This is a genomic window from uncultured Neisseria sp. (assembly GCF_951230505.1).
Taxonomy (GTDB): Bacteria; Pseudomonadota; Gammaproteobacteria; order Burkholderiales; family Neisseriaceae; genus Neisseria.
In genome coordinates this window covers 17,442-32,643 of the sequence record NZ_CATNVN010000005.1, presented here as the reverse complement: position 1 = coordinate 32,643, position 15,202 = coordinate 17,442, and the positions used below count along the sequence as shown (strand labels likewise).

The window sequence follows — 15,202 nt, the reverse complement described above, 5'->3', positions numbered from 1 at the left end:
CCGCGGGAGGGCGGCGGTGTGGACGAAAATGCGCAAACGCCAACCTAAAACGCCGTTGAAGTTTGCGCTGGCCATGTTGGTAACCGGCGTCTCTTATTTGTGTTTCATCCCATATATTTCATCCGGAACCTCGATGCCGATTATCGTGTTTATGCTGGTGTTGCTGGCGATTACGATAGGCGAGTTGATGCTGTCGCCGATTTCGCTGTCGTTTTCCACTAAAATCGCACCGAGCATGTTTAAAACACAAATGGTTGCGTTGAATTTCTTAGCATTGTCCATCGGCTTTACTTTGGGCGGAGTGTTGTTTAAAGACTACTACAATGCTCAGTCGCCATTGGATTTCTATTGGATGCTGGCCACCATCGGCGCAGTAACCTGCGGTATCCTGCTGGTACTTACCCCGGTATTGAACCGCATGCTCAAAGGTGTCGATTGATTTTTCTATTTAAAATAATGTGATGTAAATACAGGCCGTCTGAAAAGAATCAGTTTTCAGACGGCCTGATGTTTTTATTGAGGTTTGGAAAAGGGTGGTTTTCCATATTTTTGAAGTAAATCGGACAGGTGGAAAACCCGAATTAAATGATACATGATTAAACTGAAATTAAAATTGTGAAATATTAAATAAGAATAAGAATTGTTCTCATAACTTTATTGAATTTATTAGGGTTTTTTTGCTGATTTGCTGATATTTACCTTTAAATGGCTTTTGAAATTCGATAAAATGGTAATCTATTTTTAAGATTTGTCTGTCAACCAGTTAGGTACGACCATGTTGGCCAGTTACTTTCCCGTCCTCGTATTCATCCTCGTCGGCCTTGCGGCCGGCGTGCTGTTTATTCTGCTCGGCACAATTTTAGGCCCGAAGCGTCACTATGCCGAAAAAGACGCGGCTTACGAATGCGGTTTTGAAGCCTTTGAAAACGCAAGGATGAAGTTCGACGTGCGCTATTACCTCGTCGCCATCCTCTTTATCCTGTTTGATTTGGAGGTCGCGTTCATGTTGCCATGGGCAGTTGTGTTCAAAGATTTGGGCGCGTACGGCTTCTGGTCTATGCTGGTGTTTATCGTCGTTCTGACGGTAGGCTTTATTTACGAATGGAAAAAAGGTGCGCTGGAATGGGAATAGAAGGCGTTTTGAAAAAAGGTTTCATCACCACCAGCGCGGATACGGTGTTGAACTATATGCGTACTGGTTCATTGTGGCCGGTTACTTTCGGCTTGGCCTGCTGCGCCGTGGAAATGATGCATGCAGGTATGGCGCGTTATGACCTTGACCGTTTCGGTATCATTTTCCGTCCGTCCCCACGTCAGGCCGACCTGATGATTGTGGCGGGTACGCTCACCAACAAAATGGCGCCTGCACTGCGCCGCGTGTACGACCAGCTTGCCGAGCCGCGCTGGGTATTGTCTATGGGCTCGTGTGCCAACGGTGGCGGCTATTACCACTATTCTTATTCCGTTGTGCGCGGTGCCGACCGCGTCGTGCCGGTAGACGTTTATGTGCCGGGTTGTCCGCCGACTGCGGAAGCCCTGATTTACGGCCTGATTCAGCTCCAACAAAAAATCAAGCGCACTTCCACCATCGCGCGTGACGAGTAAGGAGAGGACGATATGGCAAGCATTCAAAACTTATACGAGACCGTCGTCGGCGTGCTTGGCGATCAGGCAAGCAAAGTCATTTCAGCTTTGGGCGAGATTACCGTCGAGTGTCTGCCCGAGCACTATATTTCAGTCATGACCGCATTGCGCGACCATGAAGAGTTGTATTTCGAGCTTCTGGTCGACTTGTGCGGTGTCGATTACAGCACTTACAAAAACGAAGTATGGCAGGGCAAGCGCTTTGCCGTCGTCAGTCAGCTGCTTTCCGTTAAAAACAATCAACGCATCCGCGTACGAGTCTGGGTTTCAGACGACGACTTCCCCATAGTCGAATCCGTAGTCGATATTTACAACAGCGCGGATTGGTACGAACGCGAAGCCTTCGATATGTACGGCATCATGTTCAACAACCATCCGGACCTGCGCCGCATCCTGACCGATTACGGTTTCGTTGGACATCCGTTCCGCAAAGACTTCCCGATTTCCGGCTATGTGGAAATGCGTTACGACGAAGAGCAAAAACGCGTGATTTACCAACCTGTTACCATTGAGCCGCGCGAGATCACGCCGCGTATCGTCCGTGAGGAGAACTACGGTGGCCAATAAATTAAGAAACTACACCATCAACTTCGGCCCGCAACACCCTGCGGCGCACGGCGTATTGCGTATGATTTTGGAGTTGGAGGGCGAAACCATCGTCCGCGCCGACCCGCATATCGGCCTCCTGCACCGCGGTACTGAAAAACTGGCTGAAACCAAAACCTATCTGCAAGCCCTGCCCTATATGGACCGTTTGGACTACGTTTCCATGATGGTCAACGAGCAGGCGTATTGCTTGGCGGTAGAAAAACTTGCCGGTATCGATGTGCCTATCCGCGCCCAATACATCCGCGTGATGTTTGCCGAAGTAACGCGCATCCTCAATCACTTGATGGGTATCGGTTCGCACGCCTTCGACATCGGCGCGATGACCGCCATCCTTTACGCCTTCCGCGACCGCGAAGAGCTGATGGACTTGTACGAAGCCGTGTCCGGCGCGCGTATGCACGCCGCCTACTTCCGTCCCGGCGGCGTTTACCGCGACCTGCCCGACTTCATGCCCAAATATGAGAGCAGCAAATTCCGCAACGCCAAAGTATTGAAGCAGCTCAACGAATCCCGCGAAGGCACCATGCTCGACTTTATCGACGCCTTCTGCGAACGTTTCCCGAAAAATATCGACACACTCGAAACCCTTCTGACCGACAACCGCATTTGGAAACAGCGTACCGTCGGCATCGGCGTCGTCTCTCCTGAGCGCGCCATGCAGAAAGGCTTTACCGGCGTTATGTTGCGCGGTTCCGGCGTGGAATGGGACGTGCGTAAGACACAGCCTTACGAAGTGTACGACAAAATGGATTTCGACATCCCCGTCGGCGTCAATGGCGACTGCTACGACCGCTACCTCTGCCGTATGGAAGAAATGCGTCAATCCGTGCGCATCATCAAACAATGTTCCGAGTGGTTGCGTGTCAATCCGGGTCCGGTCATTACCACAAACCACAAATTCGCTCCGCCCAAACGTACCGAAATGAAAACAGGTATGGAAGACCTGATTCACCATTTCAAACTCTTTACCGAGGGTATGCACGTTCCTGAGGGCGAGACCTACACCGCTGTCGAACACCCGAAAGGCGAGTTCGGCGTTTACATCATTTCAGACGGCGCAAACAAACCCTACCGCCTGAAAATCCGCGCACCCGGCTTCGCCCACCTGCAAGGCATGGACGAAATGGCAAAAGGCCACATGCTGGCCGACGTCGTTGCCATCATCGGTACGCAGGACATCGTATTCGGGGAGGTTGACCGATAATGTTATCCGCAGAATCTTTAAAACAAATTGACATCGAGTTGGCAAAATATCCTGCCGACCAACGCCGCTCCGCCATTATGGGCGCATTGCGTATTGCCCAGACCGAAAAAGGCTGGCTTGCTCCTGAGACCATCGCCTTTGTCGCAGACTATATCGGCATCTCGCCAGCACAAGCCTACGAAGTCGCTACCTTCTACAATATGTACGACCTTGAGCCTGTCGGCAAATACAAACTGACCGTTTGTACCAACCTGCCCTGCGCACTGCGCGGCGGTATGGCTACCGGCGAATACCTCAAACAAAAACTCGGTATCGGCTACGGCGAAACCACACCTGACGGCAAATTTACCCTTGTCGAAGGCGAATGCATGGGCGCATGTGGCGACGCTCCGGTCATGCTGGTCAACAACCACAGCATGTGCAGCTTTATGACCGAAGAGGCGATTGACAAGAAACTTGCCGAACTGAAATAAAAGGCCGTCTGAAAACAACGGCTGCAACCGATACCAAAACGAACAGGCACACCAAAAATGGCTATTTACCAATCAGGCGTGATTTTTGACCAAGTGGATACCGCCAATCCCGATTGCTGGACATTGGACGAATACGTCAAACGTGGCGGTTATACCGCCCTGCGTAAAATCCTGTCCGAAAACATCTCGCAAACTGATGTGATTGACGAAGTCAAAACCTCTGGCTTGCGCGGTCGTGGCGGTGCGGGCTTCCCGACCGGTTTGAAATGGAGCTTTATGCCCCGTTCCTTCCCGGGTGAAAAATATGTGGTTTGCAACACCGACGAAGGCGAGCCGGGTACATTTAAAGACCGCGACATCATCATGTTCAATCCTCATGCCCTGATTGAAGGCATGATTATTGCCGGTTACGCGATGGGTGCGAAAGCCGGCTACAACTACATCCACGGCGAAATTTTTGAAGGCTACCAACGCTTTGAAGCCGCTTTGGAGCAGGCGCGTGCCGCAGGTTTTTTGGGTAAAAATATTTTGGGTTCGGATTTTGAATTTGAACTCTTCGCCCACCACGGTTATGGCGCATATATTTGTGGCGAAGAAACCGCATTGCTCGAATCGTTGGAAGGCAAAAAAGGCCAGCCGCGCTTTAAGCCGCCATTCCCTGCTTCATTCGGCCTGTACGGTAAACCGACTACCATCAACAATACCGAAACGTTCTCCTCCGTCCCCTTCATTATCCGTGACGGCGGACAGGCATTTGCCGATAAAGGTATTCCGAATGCAGGCGGTACCAAATTGTTCTGTATTTCCGGCCATGTCGAGCGTCCGGGCAACTATGAAGTGCCATTGGGTACGCCGTTTGCCGAAGTCCTGAAAATGGCGGGTGGTATGCGCGGCGGTAAAAAACTTAAAGCCGTTATTCCCGGCGGTTCGTCCGCGCCAGTTTTGCCTGCCGATATCATGATGCAGACCAATATGGACTATGACTCGATTTCCAAAGCCGGCTCGATGCTGGGTTCCGGCGCGATTATCGTCATGGACGAAGACGTGTGCATGGTCAAAGCCCTTGAGCGCCTGAGCTACTTCTACTACGACGAGTCTTGCGGCCAATGTACGCCTTGCCGAGAAGGTACGGGCTGGCTTTACCGCATCGTCCACCGCATCGTAGAAGGCAAAGGCCGCATGGAAGACTTGGATTTGCTGGATTCTGTCGGTAACCAAATGGCAGGCCGCACCATCTGCGCCCTTGCCGATGCCGCCGTCTTCCCTGTCCGCAGCTTTACCAAGCATTTCCGTGATGAGTTTGTGCATTACATCGAACACGGCGGACCGATGAAACCGAATAAGTGGTGCTAAGTTTTCAGACGGCCTGAAACCTTATATGTCTGAAAAACAACATCTCGCTCCCAATTTCCCATCTGCATTGTTTCCTTATTTGGAAAGAGTAGAAGACAAAGTCCTGTACCGTATTAGTATGGCCGATTATGGGATGGAGGTGGAACGGCATTTTCAGGAACTTCAACAGGTTGTGTATCATCAGAATGGTTATTTGTCTGCCAGACAGGCTTTTTACCCGGCTGAAGCAGTAGAATTAGCAGCATATAATCGACAAGATGCGGTTGCTTATACAGTCAGCCTTCTTATCTTGATACAAAGTGTAGTGATGCAGACTTATTGGACGGACCTGTCGTCTTATTGGCAAGAATATTGGAAAAATAACCGTGGAGCGTTATCACCGATTCTAACGGAGGAGTTGGATGAGGCTTTTGCGCTAGCACGGGAAAAGGGCGAATTAGATTAGCCTGTAACTTAAAATTAAAAAGGCCGTCTGTAATTCATTTTTCAGACGATCTCCATAAAGAATTATTTATTAAATACCCGTAACTAGGAACGAACCATGTTACAAATCGAAATCGACGGCAAACAGGTATCTGTGGAGCAGGGTGCGACGGTGATTGAGGCCGCGCACAAGCTCGGTACTTATATCCCGCATTTCTGTTACCACAAAAAACTTTCCATCGCCGCCAACTGCCGTATGTGTTTGGTGGACGTGGAAAAGGCCCCCAAACCCTTGCCCGCCTGTGCCACGCCGGTTACAGACGGCATGATTGTGCGTACGCATTCGGCAAAAGCCCGAGAGGCGCAAGAAGGCGTGATGGAGTTTCTGCTCATCAACCATCCGCTTGACTGTCCGACCTGCGACCAAGGCGGCGAATGCCAGTTGCAGGATTTGGCGATGGGCTACGGCAAAAATACCAGCCGTTATACCGAAGAAAAACGTTCCGTCGTCGGCAAAGACATGGGTCCTTTGATTTCCGCCGAGGAAATGAGCCGTTGTATCCACTGTACCCGTTGCGTTCGTTTCACTGAAGAAATCGCCGGCGTGCAAGAAATCGCTATGGCCAACCGCGGCGAACATTCCGAGATCATGCCCTTTATCGGCAAAGCAGTGGAAACCGAATTGTCGGGCAACGTCATCGATTTGTGTCCTGTCGGCGCATTGACCAGCAAACCGTTCCGCTTCAACGCGCGTACTTGGGAATTGAACCGCCGCAAATCCGTTTCCGCCCATGATGCTTTGGGCAGCAACCTGATTGTACAAACCAAAGACCATACCGTCCGCCGTGTGTTGCCGCTGGAAAACGAAGCCATCAACGAATGCTGGCTGTCCGACCGCGACCGTTTCTCCTACGAAGGCCTGTATCACGAAAGCCGTCTGAAAAACCCGAAAATCAAACAGGGCGGCGAGTGGATGGACGTGGATTGGAAAACCGCGTTGGAATATGTCCGCAGCGCGATTGAATGTATCGCCAAAGACGGCAACCAAAACCAAGTCGGCGTTTGGGCCAATCCGATGAATACGGTTGAAGAGCTGTATCTGGCCAAAAAGCTTGCTAATGGTTTGGGTGTTAAAAACTTTGCAACCCGTTTGCGCCAACAAGACAAACGTCTTTCAGACGGCCTTAAAGGTGCGCAATGGTTGGGACAAAGCATTGAATCTTTGGCTGACAACGATGCCGTATTGGTAATCGGTGCGAACTTGCGCAAAGAACAGCCGCTCCTGACCGCCCGCCTGCGCCGCGCCGCCAAAGACCGTATGGCCTTGAGCGTATTGGCCAGCAGTAAAGAAGAATTGTTTATGCCGCTTCTGTCTCAAGAAGCCGCACATCCCGACGAGTGGGCAGGCCGTCTGAAAAACCTGTCTGCCAATGCGGAACACGTCGTTACCGCCAGCCTGAAAAACGCTGAAAAAGCAGCGGTGATTTTGGGCGCGGAAGTGCAAAACCATCCTGATTACGCCGCCATTTATGCCGCCGCGCAAGAGCTGGCTGACGCGACCGGCGCAGTGCTGGGTATTTTGCCGCAAGCCGCCAACAGCGTTGGTGCGGATGTCTTGAAGGTAAACTCCGGCGAGAGCATTGCCGAAATGGTAACTGCGCCGAAACAGGCAGTCTTGCTGCTCAACGTCGAGCCTGAAATCGATACGGTTGACGGTGCAAAAGCCGTAGCTGCCTTGAAACAGGCGAAAAGCGTGATGGCGTTTACACCGTTTGTCAGCGAAACGCTGCTGGACGTGTGCGACGTATTGTTGCCGATTGCGCCGTTTACCGAAACATCAGGCAGCTTTATCAATATGGAAGGCCGTCTGCAATCTTTCCACGGCGTGGTACAAGGCTTCGGCGATTCGCGTCCGATGTGGAAAGTGTTGCGCGTATTAGGCAACCTGTTTGACCTGAAAGGTTTTGAATACCACGATACCGCTGCGATTCTGAAAGATGCGCTGGATGCAGAAAGCCTGCCGTCCAAACTGGACAACCGCAGCACATGGACAGGGGAGGGCGTTCAGACGGCCTCAGACCGTCTTGTCCGTGTCGGCGGTGTCGGTATTTATCACACTGATTCTATCGTGCGCCGTTCCGCACCGTTACAAGAAACCAGCCATGCCGCCGTGCCTGCCGCGCGTGTGAATCCGAACACTTTGGCGCGCTTGGGCCTGCAAGACGGACAAACTGCTGTCGCCAAACAAAACGGCGCAAGCGTATCGGTTGCTGTCAAAGCCGATGCCGGTTTGCCTGAAAACGTGGTGCATCTGCCGCTGCATACCGAAAATGCCGCGCTGGGTGCGTTGATGGACACTATTGAACTGGCGGGAGCTTGATCATGCAAGAATGGTTCCAAAACCTCTTTGCCGCAACGCTCGGTCTGGGCGATTTGGGTATCACCGTAGGCTTGGTGGTATCCGTCATCGTCAAAATCGTGATTATCCTGATTCCGCTGATTCTGACCGTTGCCTACCTGACATATTTCGAACGTAAAGTCATCGGCTTTATGCAGCTTCGCGTCGGCCCGAACGTAACCGGCCCGTGGGGCCTGATTCAGCCGTTTGCCGACGTGTTCAAACTCTTGTTTAAAGAGGTAACCCGTCCGAAGCTGTCAAACAAAGCCCTGTTCTATATTGGTCCGATTATGTCGCTCGCCCCGTCTTTCGCGGCATGGGCGGTGATTCCGTTCAACGAAGAATGGGTGCTGACCAATATCAATATCGGCCTTTTGTACATCCTGATGATTACCTCGCTGTCGGTTTACGGCGTGATCATCGCAGGCTGGGCTTCCAACTCCAAATATTCGTTCTTGGGTGCAATGCGTGCTTCCGCGCAAAGCATTTCCTACGAGATTGCCATGAGTGCCGCGCTGGTGTGCGTCGTGATGGTATCGGGCAGCATGAACTTCTCCGACATCGTTGCCGCGCAGGCAAAAGGCATCGCGGGCGGTTCTGTGTTCTCGTGGAACTGGCTACCGCTCTTCCCCATCTTCATCGTCTATCTGATTTCCGCCGTTGCCGAAACCAACCGCGCGCCGTTTGACGTGGCAGAGGGTGAATCTGAAATCGTTGCCGGTCACCACGTTGAATACTCCGGCTTCGCATTCGCGCTGTTCTTCCTTGCCGAATACATTTTCATGATTCTGATTGCCGCGCTGACATCGCTGATGTTCCTCGGCGGCTGGTTGTCTCCGTTCCCGCAAAGCTGGGGCTTTATCGGTACGCCTTCCGCATTCTGGATGTTCGTGAAAATGGCGGCAGTGTTGTACTGGTACCTGTGGATCCGTGCAACTTTCCCGCGCTACCGTTACGACCAAATCATGCGTTTGGGCTGGAAAGTGCTGATTCCGATCGGCTTCGCCTACATCGTGATTTTGGGCGTGTGGATGATTTCACCGCTGAATTTGTGGAAATAAGTTTCAGACGGCATCTTGAGGCCGTCTGAACAAAGCGATTTTGAATACCTAACGAAATCCCTGTTTTGAGGGAACATAATATGGCTAACTTAGTAAAAACCTTTCTGCTTGGCGAATTGGTAAAAGGCTTGGGCGTAACGCTCAAAAACTTTTTTGCCCGCAAAGACACAATTTATTTCCCAGAAGAGAAAACGCCGCAATCCGTGCGTTTCCGCGGCCTGCACGCGCAACGCCGTTATCCGAACGGCGAAGAGCGCTGTATTGCGTGTAAATTGTGTGAGGCAGTTTGTCCGGCAATGGCGATTAACATCGAATCGGAAGAACGCGAAGACGGCACCCGCCGCACCAAGCGTTACGACATCGACCTGACCAAGTGCATCTTCTGCGGTTTCTGCGAAGAGGCTTGCCCGACCGATGCGATTGTGGAAACCCATATTTTTGAATACCACGGCGAGAAAAAAGGCGACTTGCACATGACCAAGCCGATTCTTTTGGCCATTGGCGACAAATACGAAGCTGAAATCGCCAAACGCAAAGCCGCTGACGCGCCGTATCGTTAAGGAGCAGACGAATGACTTTTTCCGCGATTCTGTTCTATATTCTTGCCGCCATCGTTTTGTACGGTGCGGTTCGTACCGTTACCGCTAAAAACCCTGTTCACGCCGCTTTGCATCTGGTGCTGACCTTCTGCGTGAGCGCGATGATTTGGATGCTGATGCAGGCTGAGTTTTTGGGCGTTACGCTGGTGGTGGTTTACGTCGGCGCCGTGATGGTGTTGTTCCTGTTCGTCGTGATGATGTTGAACATCGACATTGAAGAAATGCGCGCCGGTTTCTGGCGTCATGCGCCTGTTGCCGGTGTGGTCGGCACATTGTTGGCGGTTGCGCTGATTCTGATTCTGGTCAACCCGAAAACCGACCTTGACGCATTTGGTCTGATGAAAGACATTCCGGCCGATTACAACAATATCCGTGATTTGGGCAGCCGTATTTATACTGACTACCTGTTGCCGTTTGAATTGGCGGCGGTATTGCTGCTGTTGGGTATGGTGGCCGCGATTGCGCTGGTTCACCGTAAAACCACCAATCCGAAACGTATGGATCCTGCCGACCAAGTTAAAGTACGCGCCGACCAAGGCCGTATGCGTCTGGTGAAAATGGAAGCGGTCAAACCGCAAGTCGAATCTGCCGAAGAAAGCGAAGTTTCAGACGGCCTTAAGCCGGAAGGGGAGGGCAAAGCATGATTACCTTGACGCATTATCTGGTATTGGGTGCGCTCCTGTTCGGTATCAGCGCAATGGGTATCTTCATGAACCGCAAAAACGTGCTGGTATTGCTGATGTCCATCGAGCTGATGCTTTTGGCGGTGAACTTCAACTTTATCGCCTTCTCGCAATATTTGGGCGATACTGCCGGACAGATTTTCGTATTCTTCGTACTGACCGTTGCCGCTGCCGAATCTGCCATCGGTTTGGCGATTATGGTATTGGTGTACCGCAACCGACAAACAATCAACGTTGCCGATTTGGATGAGTTGAAAGGGTAATCATGAACGATATGACTTTATATTTGATAATTGCCCTTGTTCCATTGGCAGGCTCGCTGATTGCGGGTTTGTTCGGCAACAAAATCGGACGTGCCGGCGCGCATACGGTTACGATACTCGGCGTGGCGGTGTCTGCCGTGCTGTCGGCTTATGTGCTGTGGGGATTCCTCAATGGTAGCCGTGCCAAGTTTGACGAGAACGTCTATACCTGGCTGACAATGGGCGGTTTGGATTTCTCCGTCGGCTTCTTGGTCGATACGATGACGGCGATGATGATGGTCGTAGTAACCGGCGTGTCGTTGATGGTGCATATCTACACCATCGGTTATATGCACGACGAAAAAGTCGGCTACCAACGCTTCTTCAGCTATATTTCTTTGTTTACTTTCAGCATGTTGATGCTGATTATGAGCAACAACTTCATCCAGCTCTTCTTCGGCTGGGAGGCTGTAGGCTTGGTGTCGTATCTCTTGATCGGTTTCTATTTCAAACGTCCAAGCGCAACATTTGCCAACCTGAAAGCCTTTTTGATCAACCGTGTCGGCGACTTCGGCTTTTTGCTCGGTATCGGCTTGGTGCTTGCCTATTTCGGCGGCAGCCTGCGCTATCAAGATGTATTCGCTTATCTGCCTAATGTTCAGACGGCCACTATCCAACTGTTCCCCGGTGTGGAATGGTCTTTGATTACTGTAACCTGTTTACTCCTGTTTGTCGGTGCGATGGGTAAATCGGCACAATTCCCGCTGCACGTTTGGCTGCCTGATTCGATGGAAGGCCCGACACCGATTTCTGCATTGATTCACGCTGCAACCATGGTTACTGCCGGTTTGTTCATGGTATCGCGTATGTCGCCGATTTATGAGATGAGCAGCACTGCGCTGTCTGTCATCATGGTAATCGGTGCGATTACTGCCCTGTTTATGGGTTTCTTGGGCGTGATTCAAAACGACATTAAACGTGTGGTTGCGTATTCTACCCTGTCGCAACTAGGCTATATGACTGTGGCTCTGGGTGCGTCTGCCTATTCCGTGGCGATGTTCCACGTCATGACCCACGCTTTCTTTAAAGCCTTGTTGTTCTTGGCCGCAGGTAGCGCAATTATCGGTATGCACCACGACCAAGATATGCGCCACATGGGTAACCTGAAAAAATACATGCCGATTACTTGGCTGACCATGCTGATCGGTAACTTGTCGCTGATTGGTACGCCGTTCTTCTCCGGCTTCTATTCCAAAGATTCGATTATCGAAGCAGCGAAATACAGCACCCTGCCGGGCAGCGGCTTTGCCTATTTTGCCGTCCTCGCCAGCGTGTTCGTTACCGCGTTCTACGCGTTCCGCCAATACTTTATGGTGTTCCACGGCGAAGAGAAATGGCGCAGCCTGCCTGAACATCATGACGATCATCATGGCGAAGAACATCACGGCTTGGGCAAAAATGACAATCCGCACGAAAGCCCGTTGGTTGTTACCCTGCCTTTGATTTTGCTTGCCATTCCGTCCGTCATCATCGGCTATGTTGCCATCGAGCCTATGCTTTACGGCGACTTCTTCAAAGACGTGATTTTCGTCAACGCCGACGCGCATCCGACCATGCACATCATGAAAGAAGAGTTCCACGGCGCATTGGCAATGGTGTCACACAGCCTACATTCGCCTGTACTCTACCTTGCTATTGCAGGTGTCTTGAGCGCATGGCTCCTGTACGTCAAACTGCCGCACCTGCCTGCAAAAATTGCACAGACGTTCCGTCCGATTTACGTTTTGTTTGAAAACAAATACTACCTCGACGTCCTGTATTTCAACGTTTTCGCCAAAGGCACGCGCGCATTGGGTACCTTTTTCTGGAAAGTCGGCGATACCGCCATTATCGATAACGGCATTGTCAATGGCTCTGCCAAACTGGTCGGCGCGATTGCCGCGCAAGTGCGTAAAGCCCAAACCGGCTTTATCTATACCTACGCCGCCGCTATGGTATTCGGCGTATTGGTACTGCTCGGCATGACCTTCTGGGGATTGTTCCGATAAAAGCGGGATTTCAGACGGCCTGTCTATAGTTTGTGTGTATAGGGGCCGTCTAAAAAAGAAAATTTGAGCAACAATAATGATTGAAGACAAATTACCGCAGGCCCTGGACGAAGTCCGCGAAGCCATCGACGGTTTGGATAAGGGATTAATCGAATTACTCGCCCGCCGGCAGAAACTGGTACAGCAGGCTGGTCGTCTGAAACCTAAAAACGATGTGCAGGCGGTTTCCGCGCCCGAACGGGTGGCTCAAGTGATTGCCTCTCGCCGCGCTTATGCCGAAAAGGCCGGTTTGTCGCACGAAGTAGCAGAAGCAGTTTGGCGCAGCATGATTGATGCGTTCATTAAACTTGAGATGGATACCAACCGTACCGACGGAGCGTAGTCAAAATCTTCGGATAACGGTTTTGACAAGAAAAATAGGGAAGAGGCCGTCTGAAATATAGAGGCGAGAAAAAACATGTTGGACACACAACAAACCATCCGCTCCGCCGAATTTACCGCTTCCCGCGCATGGGGCGCACTCGACATCGCCAATATGAACGGCACCACCGTGCGCCTGCACTGGACGAACCAGCCCTACAAATGGCACATCAACGACGGCGAGGAAGTGTTTGCTGTGATGGATGGCGAAGTTAATATGCACTACCGAGAAAACGGCGAAGAACACATCGTTCGTTTGAAAAGTGGAGATATCTTTTACGCAGGAATCGGCACGGAACACGTTGCCCATCCGTGCGGCGAAGCGCGGATTTTGGTGATTGAGAAAGAGGACAGTGTTTGAGGCCGTCTGAAAAGAAGGTTTGAGACAGCAACAGAATAAGAGAATGACGGCAGATATACATTTTTCTTGATTTTGCCGTACACAAAATACACAATCTTTTTCAGACGGCCTCCTGAAATGTCGTCTGGAAACCAACCCATACAACTATATTTTTTATTTTAACCACAGGTTAACCACTATGTTTTCCAACTACCTACTCAGCTTGGCAATATGGATACCCATCGCCGCAGGTGTGCTGGTTTTGGCGACCGGTAAGGACAGCCGTGCGCCGCTGGCGCGTGTGCTTGCCTTCATGGGTGCGCTTGCCGGTTTCTTGGTAACGCTGCCCCTGTTTACCGGTTTCGATCGTTTGAGCGGCGGCTATCAGTTTACCGAGTTCCACGAGTGGATTCCGCTGCTGAAAATCAACTACGCATTGGGCGTGGACGGTATTTCAGTGCTCTTTATCATCTTAAATGCGTTTATTACGCTGTTGGTGGTATTGGCCGGTTGGGAAGTCATTCAGAAACGTCCGGCGCAGTATATGGCGGCATTCCTGATCATGTCGGGTTTGATTAACGGCGCGTTTGCCGCGCAGGATGCGATTCTGTTTTATGTGTTCTTCGAGGGTATGCTGATTCCGCTGTACCTGATTATCGGTGTATGGGGTGGCCCGCGTCGCGTCTATGCGTCGGTCAAGCTGTTCCTCTATACGCTGATGGGTTCGCTCTTGATGCTGGTTGCCATGGTTTACCTGTACTATCAAACAGGCAGCTTCTCTATTGTCGATTTCCAAAACATCAAACAGATTCCGTTGGGCGTACAGCAGCTTTTGTTTGTGGCATTCTTCCTGTCATTTGCCGTAAAAGTGCCGATGTTCCCTGTGCACACTTGGTTGCCGGATGCCCACGTTGAAGCGCCGACCGGCGGTTCGATGGTGTTGGCAGCAATTACGCTGAAACTGGGTGCGTATGGTCTCTTGCGCTTTATCCTGCCGATTATGCCGGACGCGGCACGCTATTTTGCCCCTGTGATCATCGTATTGAGCCTGATTGCCGTGATTTACATCGGTATGGTGGCTTTGGTGCAAACCGATATGAAAAAACTGGTGGCGTACTCTTCCATCAGCCATATGGGTTTTGTCACTTTAGGCATGTTCCTGTTTGTGAACGGCCAACTGAATGACTGGGCATTGAAAGGCGCAATCATTCAAATGATTTCCCACGGTTTTGTGTCCGCCGCGATGTTTATGTGTATCGGCGTGATGTACGACCGCCTGCATACCCGCAATATTGCCGATTATGGCGGCGTGGTCAATGTGATGCCTAAGTTTGCGGCGTTTATGATGTTGTTCGGTATGGCCAATGCCGGTCTGCCTGCAACTTCCGGCTTTGTGGGCGAGTTTATGGTGATTATGGGCGCGGTTAAAGTGAATTTCTGGGTAGGTGCGTTGGCTGCTATGACTCTGATTTACGGTGCGTCTTATACCCTGTGGATGTACAAACGCGTTATTTTTGGTGCGATTCACAATCCGCACGTTGCCGAAATGAAAGACATCAATTGCCGCGAATTTGCGATTTTGGCGATTTTGGCGGTTGCTGTATTGGGCATGGGTCTGTATCCGCAAGCGTTTATCGAAGTAGTGCATCAAGCGGCAAACGATTTGATTGCCCATGTGGCACAAAGCAAGATTTGAGGTGTGTAA

At 51.2% G+C, this 15,202-nt stretch carries 17 protein-coding genes; all 17 read left to right on the top strand.

Annotated elements, in window-relative coordinates:
• Positions 1–439 (top strand): oligopeptide:H+ symporter (locus Q1M25_RS00910; protein ID WP_300480719.1); only part of this gene is annotated, 439 nt, incomplete at its 5' end.
• A gap of 336 nt (positions 440–775) precedes the next feature.
• Positions 776–1,132, top strand: coding sequence for an NADH-quinone oxidoreductase subunit A (locus Q1M25_RS00905; protein WP_003686600.1), 357 nt, complete (start codon positions 776–778; stop codon positions 1,130–1,132).
• Positions 1,123–1,605: an NADH-quinone oxidoreductase subunit B family protein gene (locus tag Q1M25_RS00900; protein WP_002215610.1), complete on the top strand. Its 483-nt coding sequence runs from the start codon at positions 1,123–1,125 to the stop codon at positions 1,603–1,605. Before Q1M25_RS00905 ends, Q1M25_RS00900 begins: the two co-directional genes overlap by 10 nt.
• Before the next feature lie 12 nt (positions 1,606–1,617).
• Positions 1,618–2,211, top strand: a complete 594-nt coding sequence (locus Q1M25_RS00895) for an NADH-quinone oxidoreductase subunit C (protein ID WP_300480684.1) — start codon at positions 1,618–1,620, stop codon at positions 2,209–2,211.
• Positions 2,201–3,457: an NADH dehydrogenase (quinone) subunit D gene (gene nuoD / locus Q1M25_RS00890; protein WP_002221612.1), complete on the top strand. Its 1,257-nt coding sequence runs from the start codon at positions 2,201–2,203 to the stop codon at positions 3,455–3,457. The genes Q1M25_RS00895 and nuoD overlap by 11 nt, the downstream gene beginning before the upstream one ends.
• Complete coding sequence (nuoE, locus tag Q1M25_RS00885) at positions 3,457–3,930, top strand: NADH-quinone oxidoreductase subunit NuoE (protein WP_049332996.1); 474 nt, start codon at positions 3,457–3,459, stop codon at positions 3,928–3,930. Before nuoD ends, nuoE begins: the two co-directional genes overlap by 1 nt.
• 57 nt (positions 3,931–3,987) lie before the next feature.
• The gene (gene nuoF, locus Q1M25_RS00880) at positions 3,988–5,283 is read left to right on the top strand and encodes an NADH-quinone oxidoreductase subunit NuoF (RefSeq protein ID WP_003686543.1); all 1,296 of its coding nucleotides are present in this window, start codon (positions 3,988–3,990) and stop codon (positions 5,281–5,283) included.
• A gap of 25 nt (positions 5,284–5,308) precedes the next feature.
• The gene (locus Q1M25_RS00875; RefSeq protein WP_300480677.1) at positions 5,309–5,728 is read left to right on the top strand and encodes a hypothetical protein; all 420 of its coding nucleotides are present in this window, start codon (positions 5,309–5,311) and stop codon (positions 5,726–5,728) included.
• Between the two features lie 96 nt (positions 5,729–5,824).
• On the top strand, positions 5,825–8,086 hold the full coding sequence (nuoG, locus tag Q1M25_RS00870) for an NADH-quinone oxidoreductase subunit NuoG (protein ID WP_300480675.1): 2,262 nt from the start codon (positions 5,825–5,827) through the stop codon (positions 8,084–8,086).
• Positions 8,087–8,088: 2 nt separating this feature from the next.
• Positions 8,089–9,165 (top strand): NADH-quinone oxidoreductase subunit NuoH, encoded by a 1,077-nt coding sequence (gene nuoH, locus Q1M25_RS00865; RefSeq protein ID WP_002216340.1) that lies wholly within the window; start codon positions 8,089–8,091, stop codon positions 9,163–9,165.
• A gap of 80 nt (positions 9,166–9,245) precedes the next feature.
• Positions 9,246–9,725: an NADH-quinone oxidoreductase subunit NuoI gene (nuoI, locus tag Q1M25_RS00860; RefSeq protein WP_002218650.1), complete on the top strand. Its 480-nt coding sequence runs from the start codon at positions 9,246–9,248 to the stop codon at positions 9,723–9,725.
• A gap of 11 nt (positions 9,726–9,736) precedes the next feature.
• Positions 9,737–10,408 carry an NADH-quinone oxidoreductase subunit J gene (locus tag Q1M25_RS00855; RefSeq protein ID WP_004519136.1) on the top strand — a complete coding sequence of 224 codons (672 nt, stop codon included), beginning with the start codon at positions 9,737–9,739 and terminating at the stop codon, positions 10,406–10,408.
• Entirely contained in the window at positions 10,405–10,710 is a 306-nt protein-coding gene (gene nuoK, locus Q1M25_RS00850) for an NADH-quinone oxidoreductase subunit NuoK (protein WP_004519135.1), read from the top strand. Before Q1M25_RS00855 ends, nuoK begins: the two co-directional genes overlap by 4 nt.
• A gap of 2 nt (positions 10,711–10,712) precedes the next feature.
• Entirely contained in the window at positions 10,713–12,737 is a 2,025-nt protein-coding gene (gene nuoL, locus Q1M25_RS00845; protein WP_128582404.1) for an NADH-quinone oxidoreductase subunit L, read from the top strand.
• 76 nt (positions 12,738–12,813) lie between these two features.
• Entirely contained in the window at positions 12,814–13,119 is a 306-nt protein-coding gene (locus tag Q1M25_RS00840; RefSeq protein WP_300480666.1) for a chorismate mutase, read from the top strand.
• Positions 13,120–13,197: 78 nt separating this feature from the next.
• Positions 13,198–13,518: a cupin gene (locus Q1M25_RS00835; RefSeq protein WP_300480721.1), complete on the top strand. Its 321-nt coding sequence runs from the start codon at positions 13,198–13,200 to the stop codon at positions 13,516–13,518.
• Positions 13,519–13,696: 178 nt separating this feature from the next.
• A complete protein-coding gene (locus tag Q1M25_RS00830) occupies positions 13,697–15,193 on the top strand; it encodes an NADH-quinone oxidoreductase subunit M (RefSeq protein ID WP_300480663.1) in 1,497 nt (498 codons plus the stop codon).
• Positions 15,194–15,202 lie beyond the last annotated feature (9 nt).

Bases quoted from the DNA above. Each gene is read 5' to 3' on its own strand.
- nuoI (WP_002218650.1), top strand. From the start codon at position 9,246: ATGGCTAACTTAGTAAAAACCTTTCTGCTTGGCGAATTGGTAAAAGGC.
- nuoE (WP_049332996.1), top strand. From the start codon at position 3,457: ATGTTATCCGCAGAATCTTTAAAACAAATTGACATCGAGTTGGCAAAA.
- Q1M25_RS00905 (WP_003686600.1), top strand. From the start codon at position 776: ATGTTGGCCAGTTACTTTCCCGTCCTCGTATTCATCCTCGTCGGCCTT.
- Q1M25_RS00840 (WP_300480666.1), top strand. From the start codon at position 12,814: ATGATTGAAGACAAATTACCGCAGGCCCTGGACGAAGTCCGCGAAGCC.
- Q1M25_RS00830 (WP_300480663.1), top strand. From the start codon at position 13,697: ATGTTTTCCAACTACCTACTCAGCTTGGCAATATGGATACCCATCGCC.
- Q1M25_RS00855 (WP_004519136.1), top strand. From the start codon at position 9,737: ATGACTTTTTCCGCGATTCTGTTCTATATTCTTGCCGCCATCGTTTTG.
- nuoH (WP_002216340.1), top strand. From the start codon at position 8,089: ATGCAAGAATGGTTCCAAAACCTCTTTGCCGCAACGCTCGGTCTGGGC.
- Q1M25_RS00895 (WP_300480684.1), top strand. From the start codon at position 1,618: ATGGCAAGCATTCAAAACTTATACGAGACCGTCGTCGGCGTGCTTGGC.
- Q1M25_RS00875 (WP_300480677.1), top strand. From the start codon at position 5,309: ATGTCTGAAAAACAACATCTCGCTCCCAATTTCCCATCTGCATTGTTT.
- nuoL (WP_128582404.1), top strand. From the start codon at position 10,713: ATGAACGATATGACTTTATATTTGATAATTGCCCTTGTTCCATTGGCA.
- nuoF (WP_003686543.1), top strand. From the start codon at position 3,988: ATGGCTATTTACCAATCAGGCGTGATTTTTGACCAAGTGGATACCGCC.
- Q1M25_RS00900 (WP_002215610.1), top strand. From the start codon at position 1,123: ATGGGAATAGAAGGCGTTTTGAAAAAAGGTTTCATCACCACCAGCGCG.
- nuoG (WP_300480675.1), top strand. From the start codon at position 5,825: ATGTTACAAATCGAAATCGACGGCAAACAGGTATCTGTGGAGCAGGGT.
- nuoK (WP_004519135.1), top strand. From the start codon at position 10,405: ATGATTACCTTGACGCATTATCTGGTATTGGGTGCGCTCCTGTTCGGT.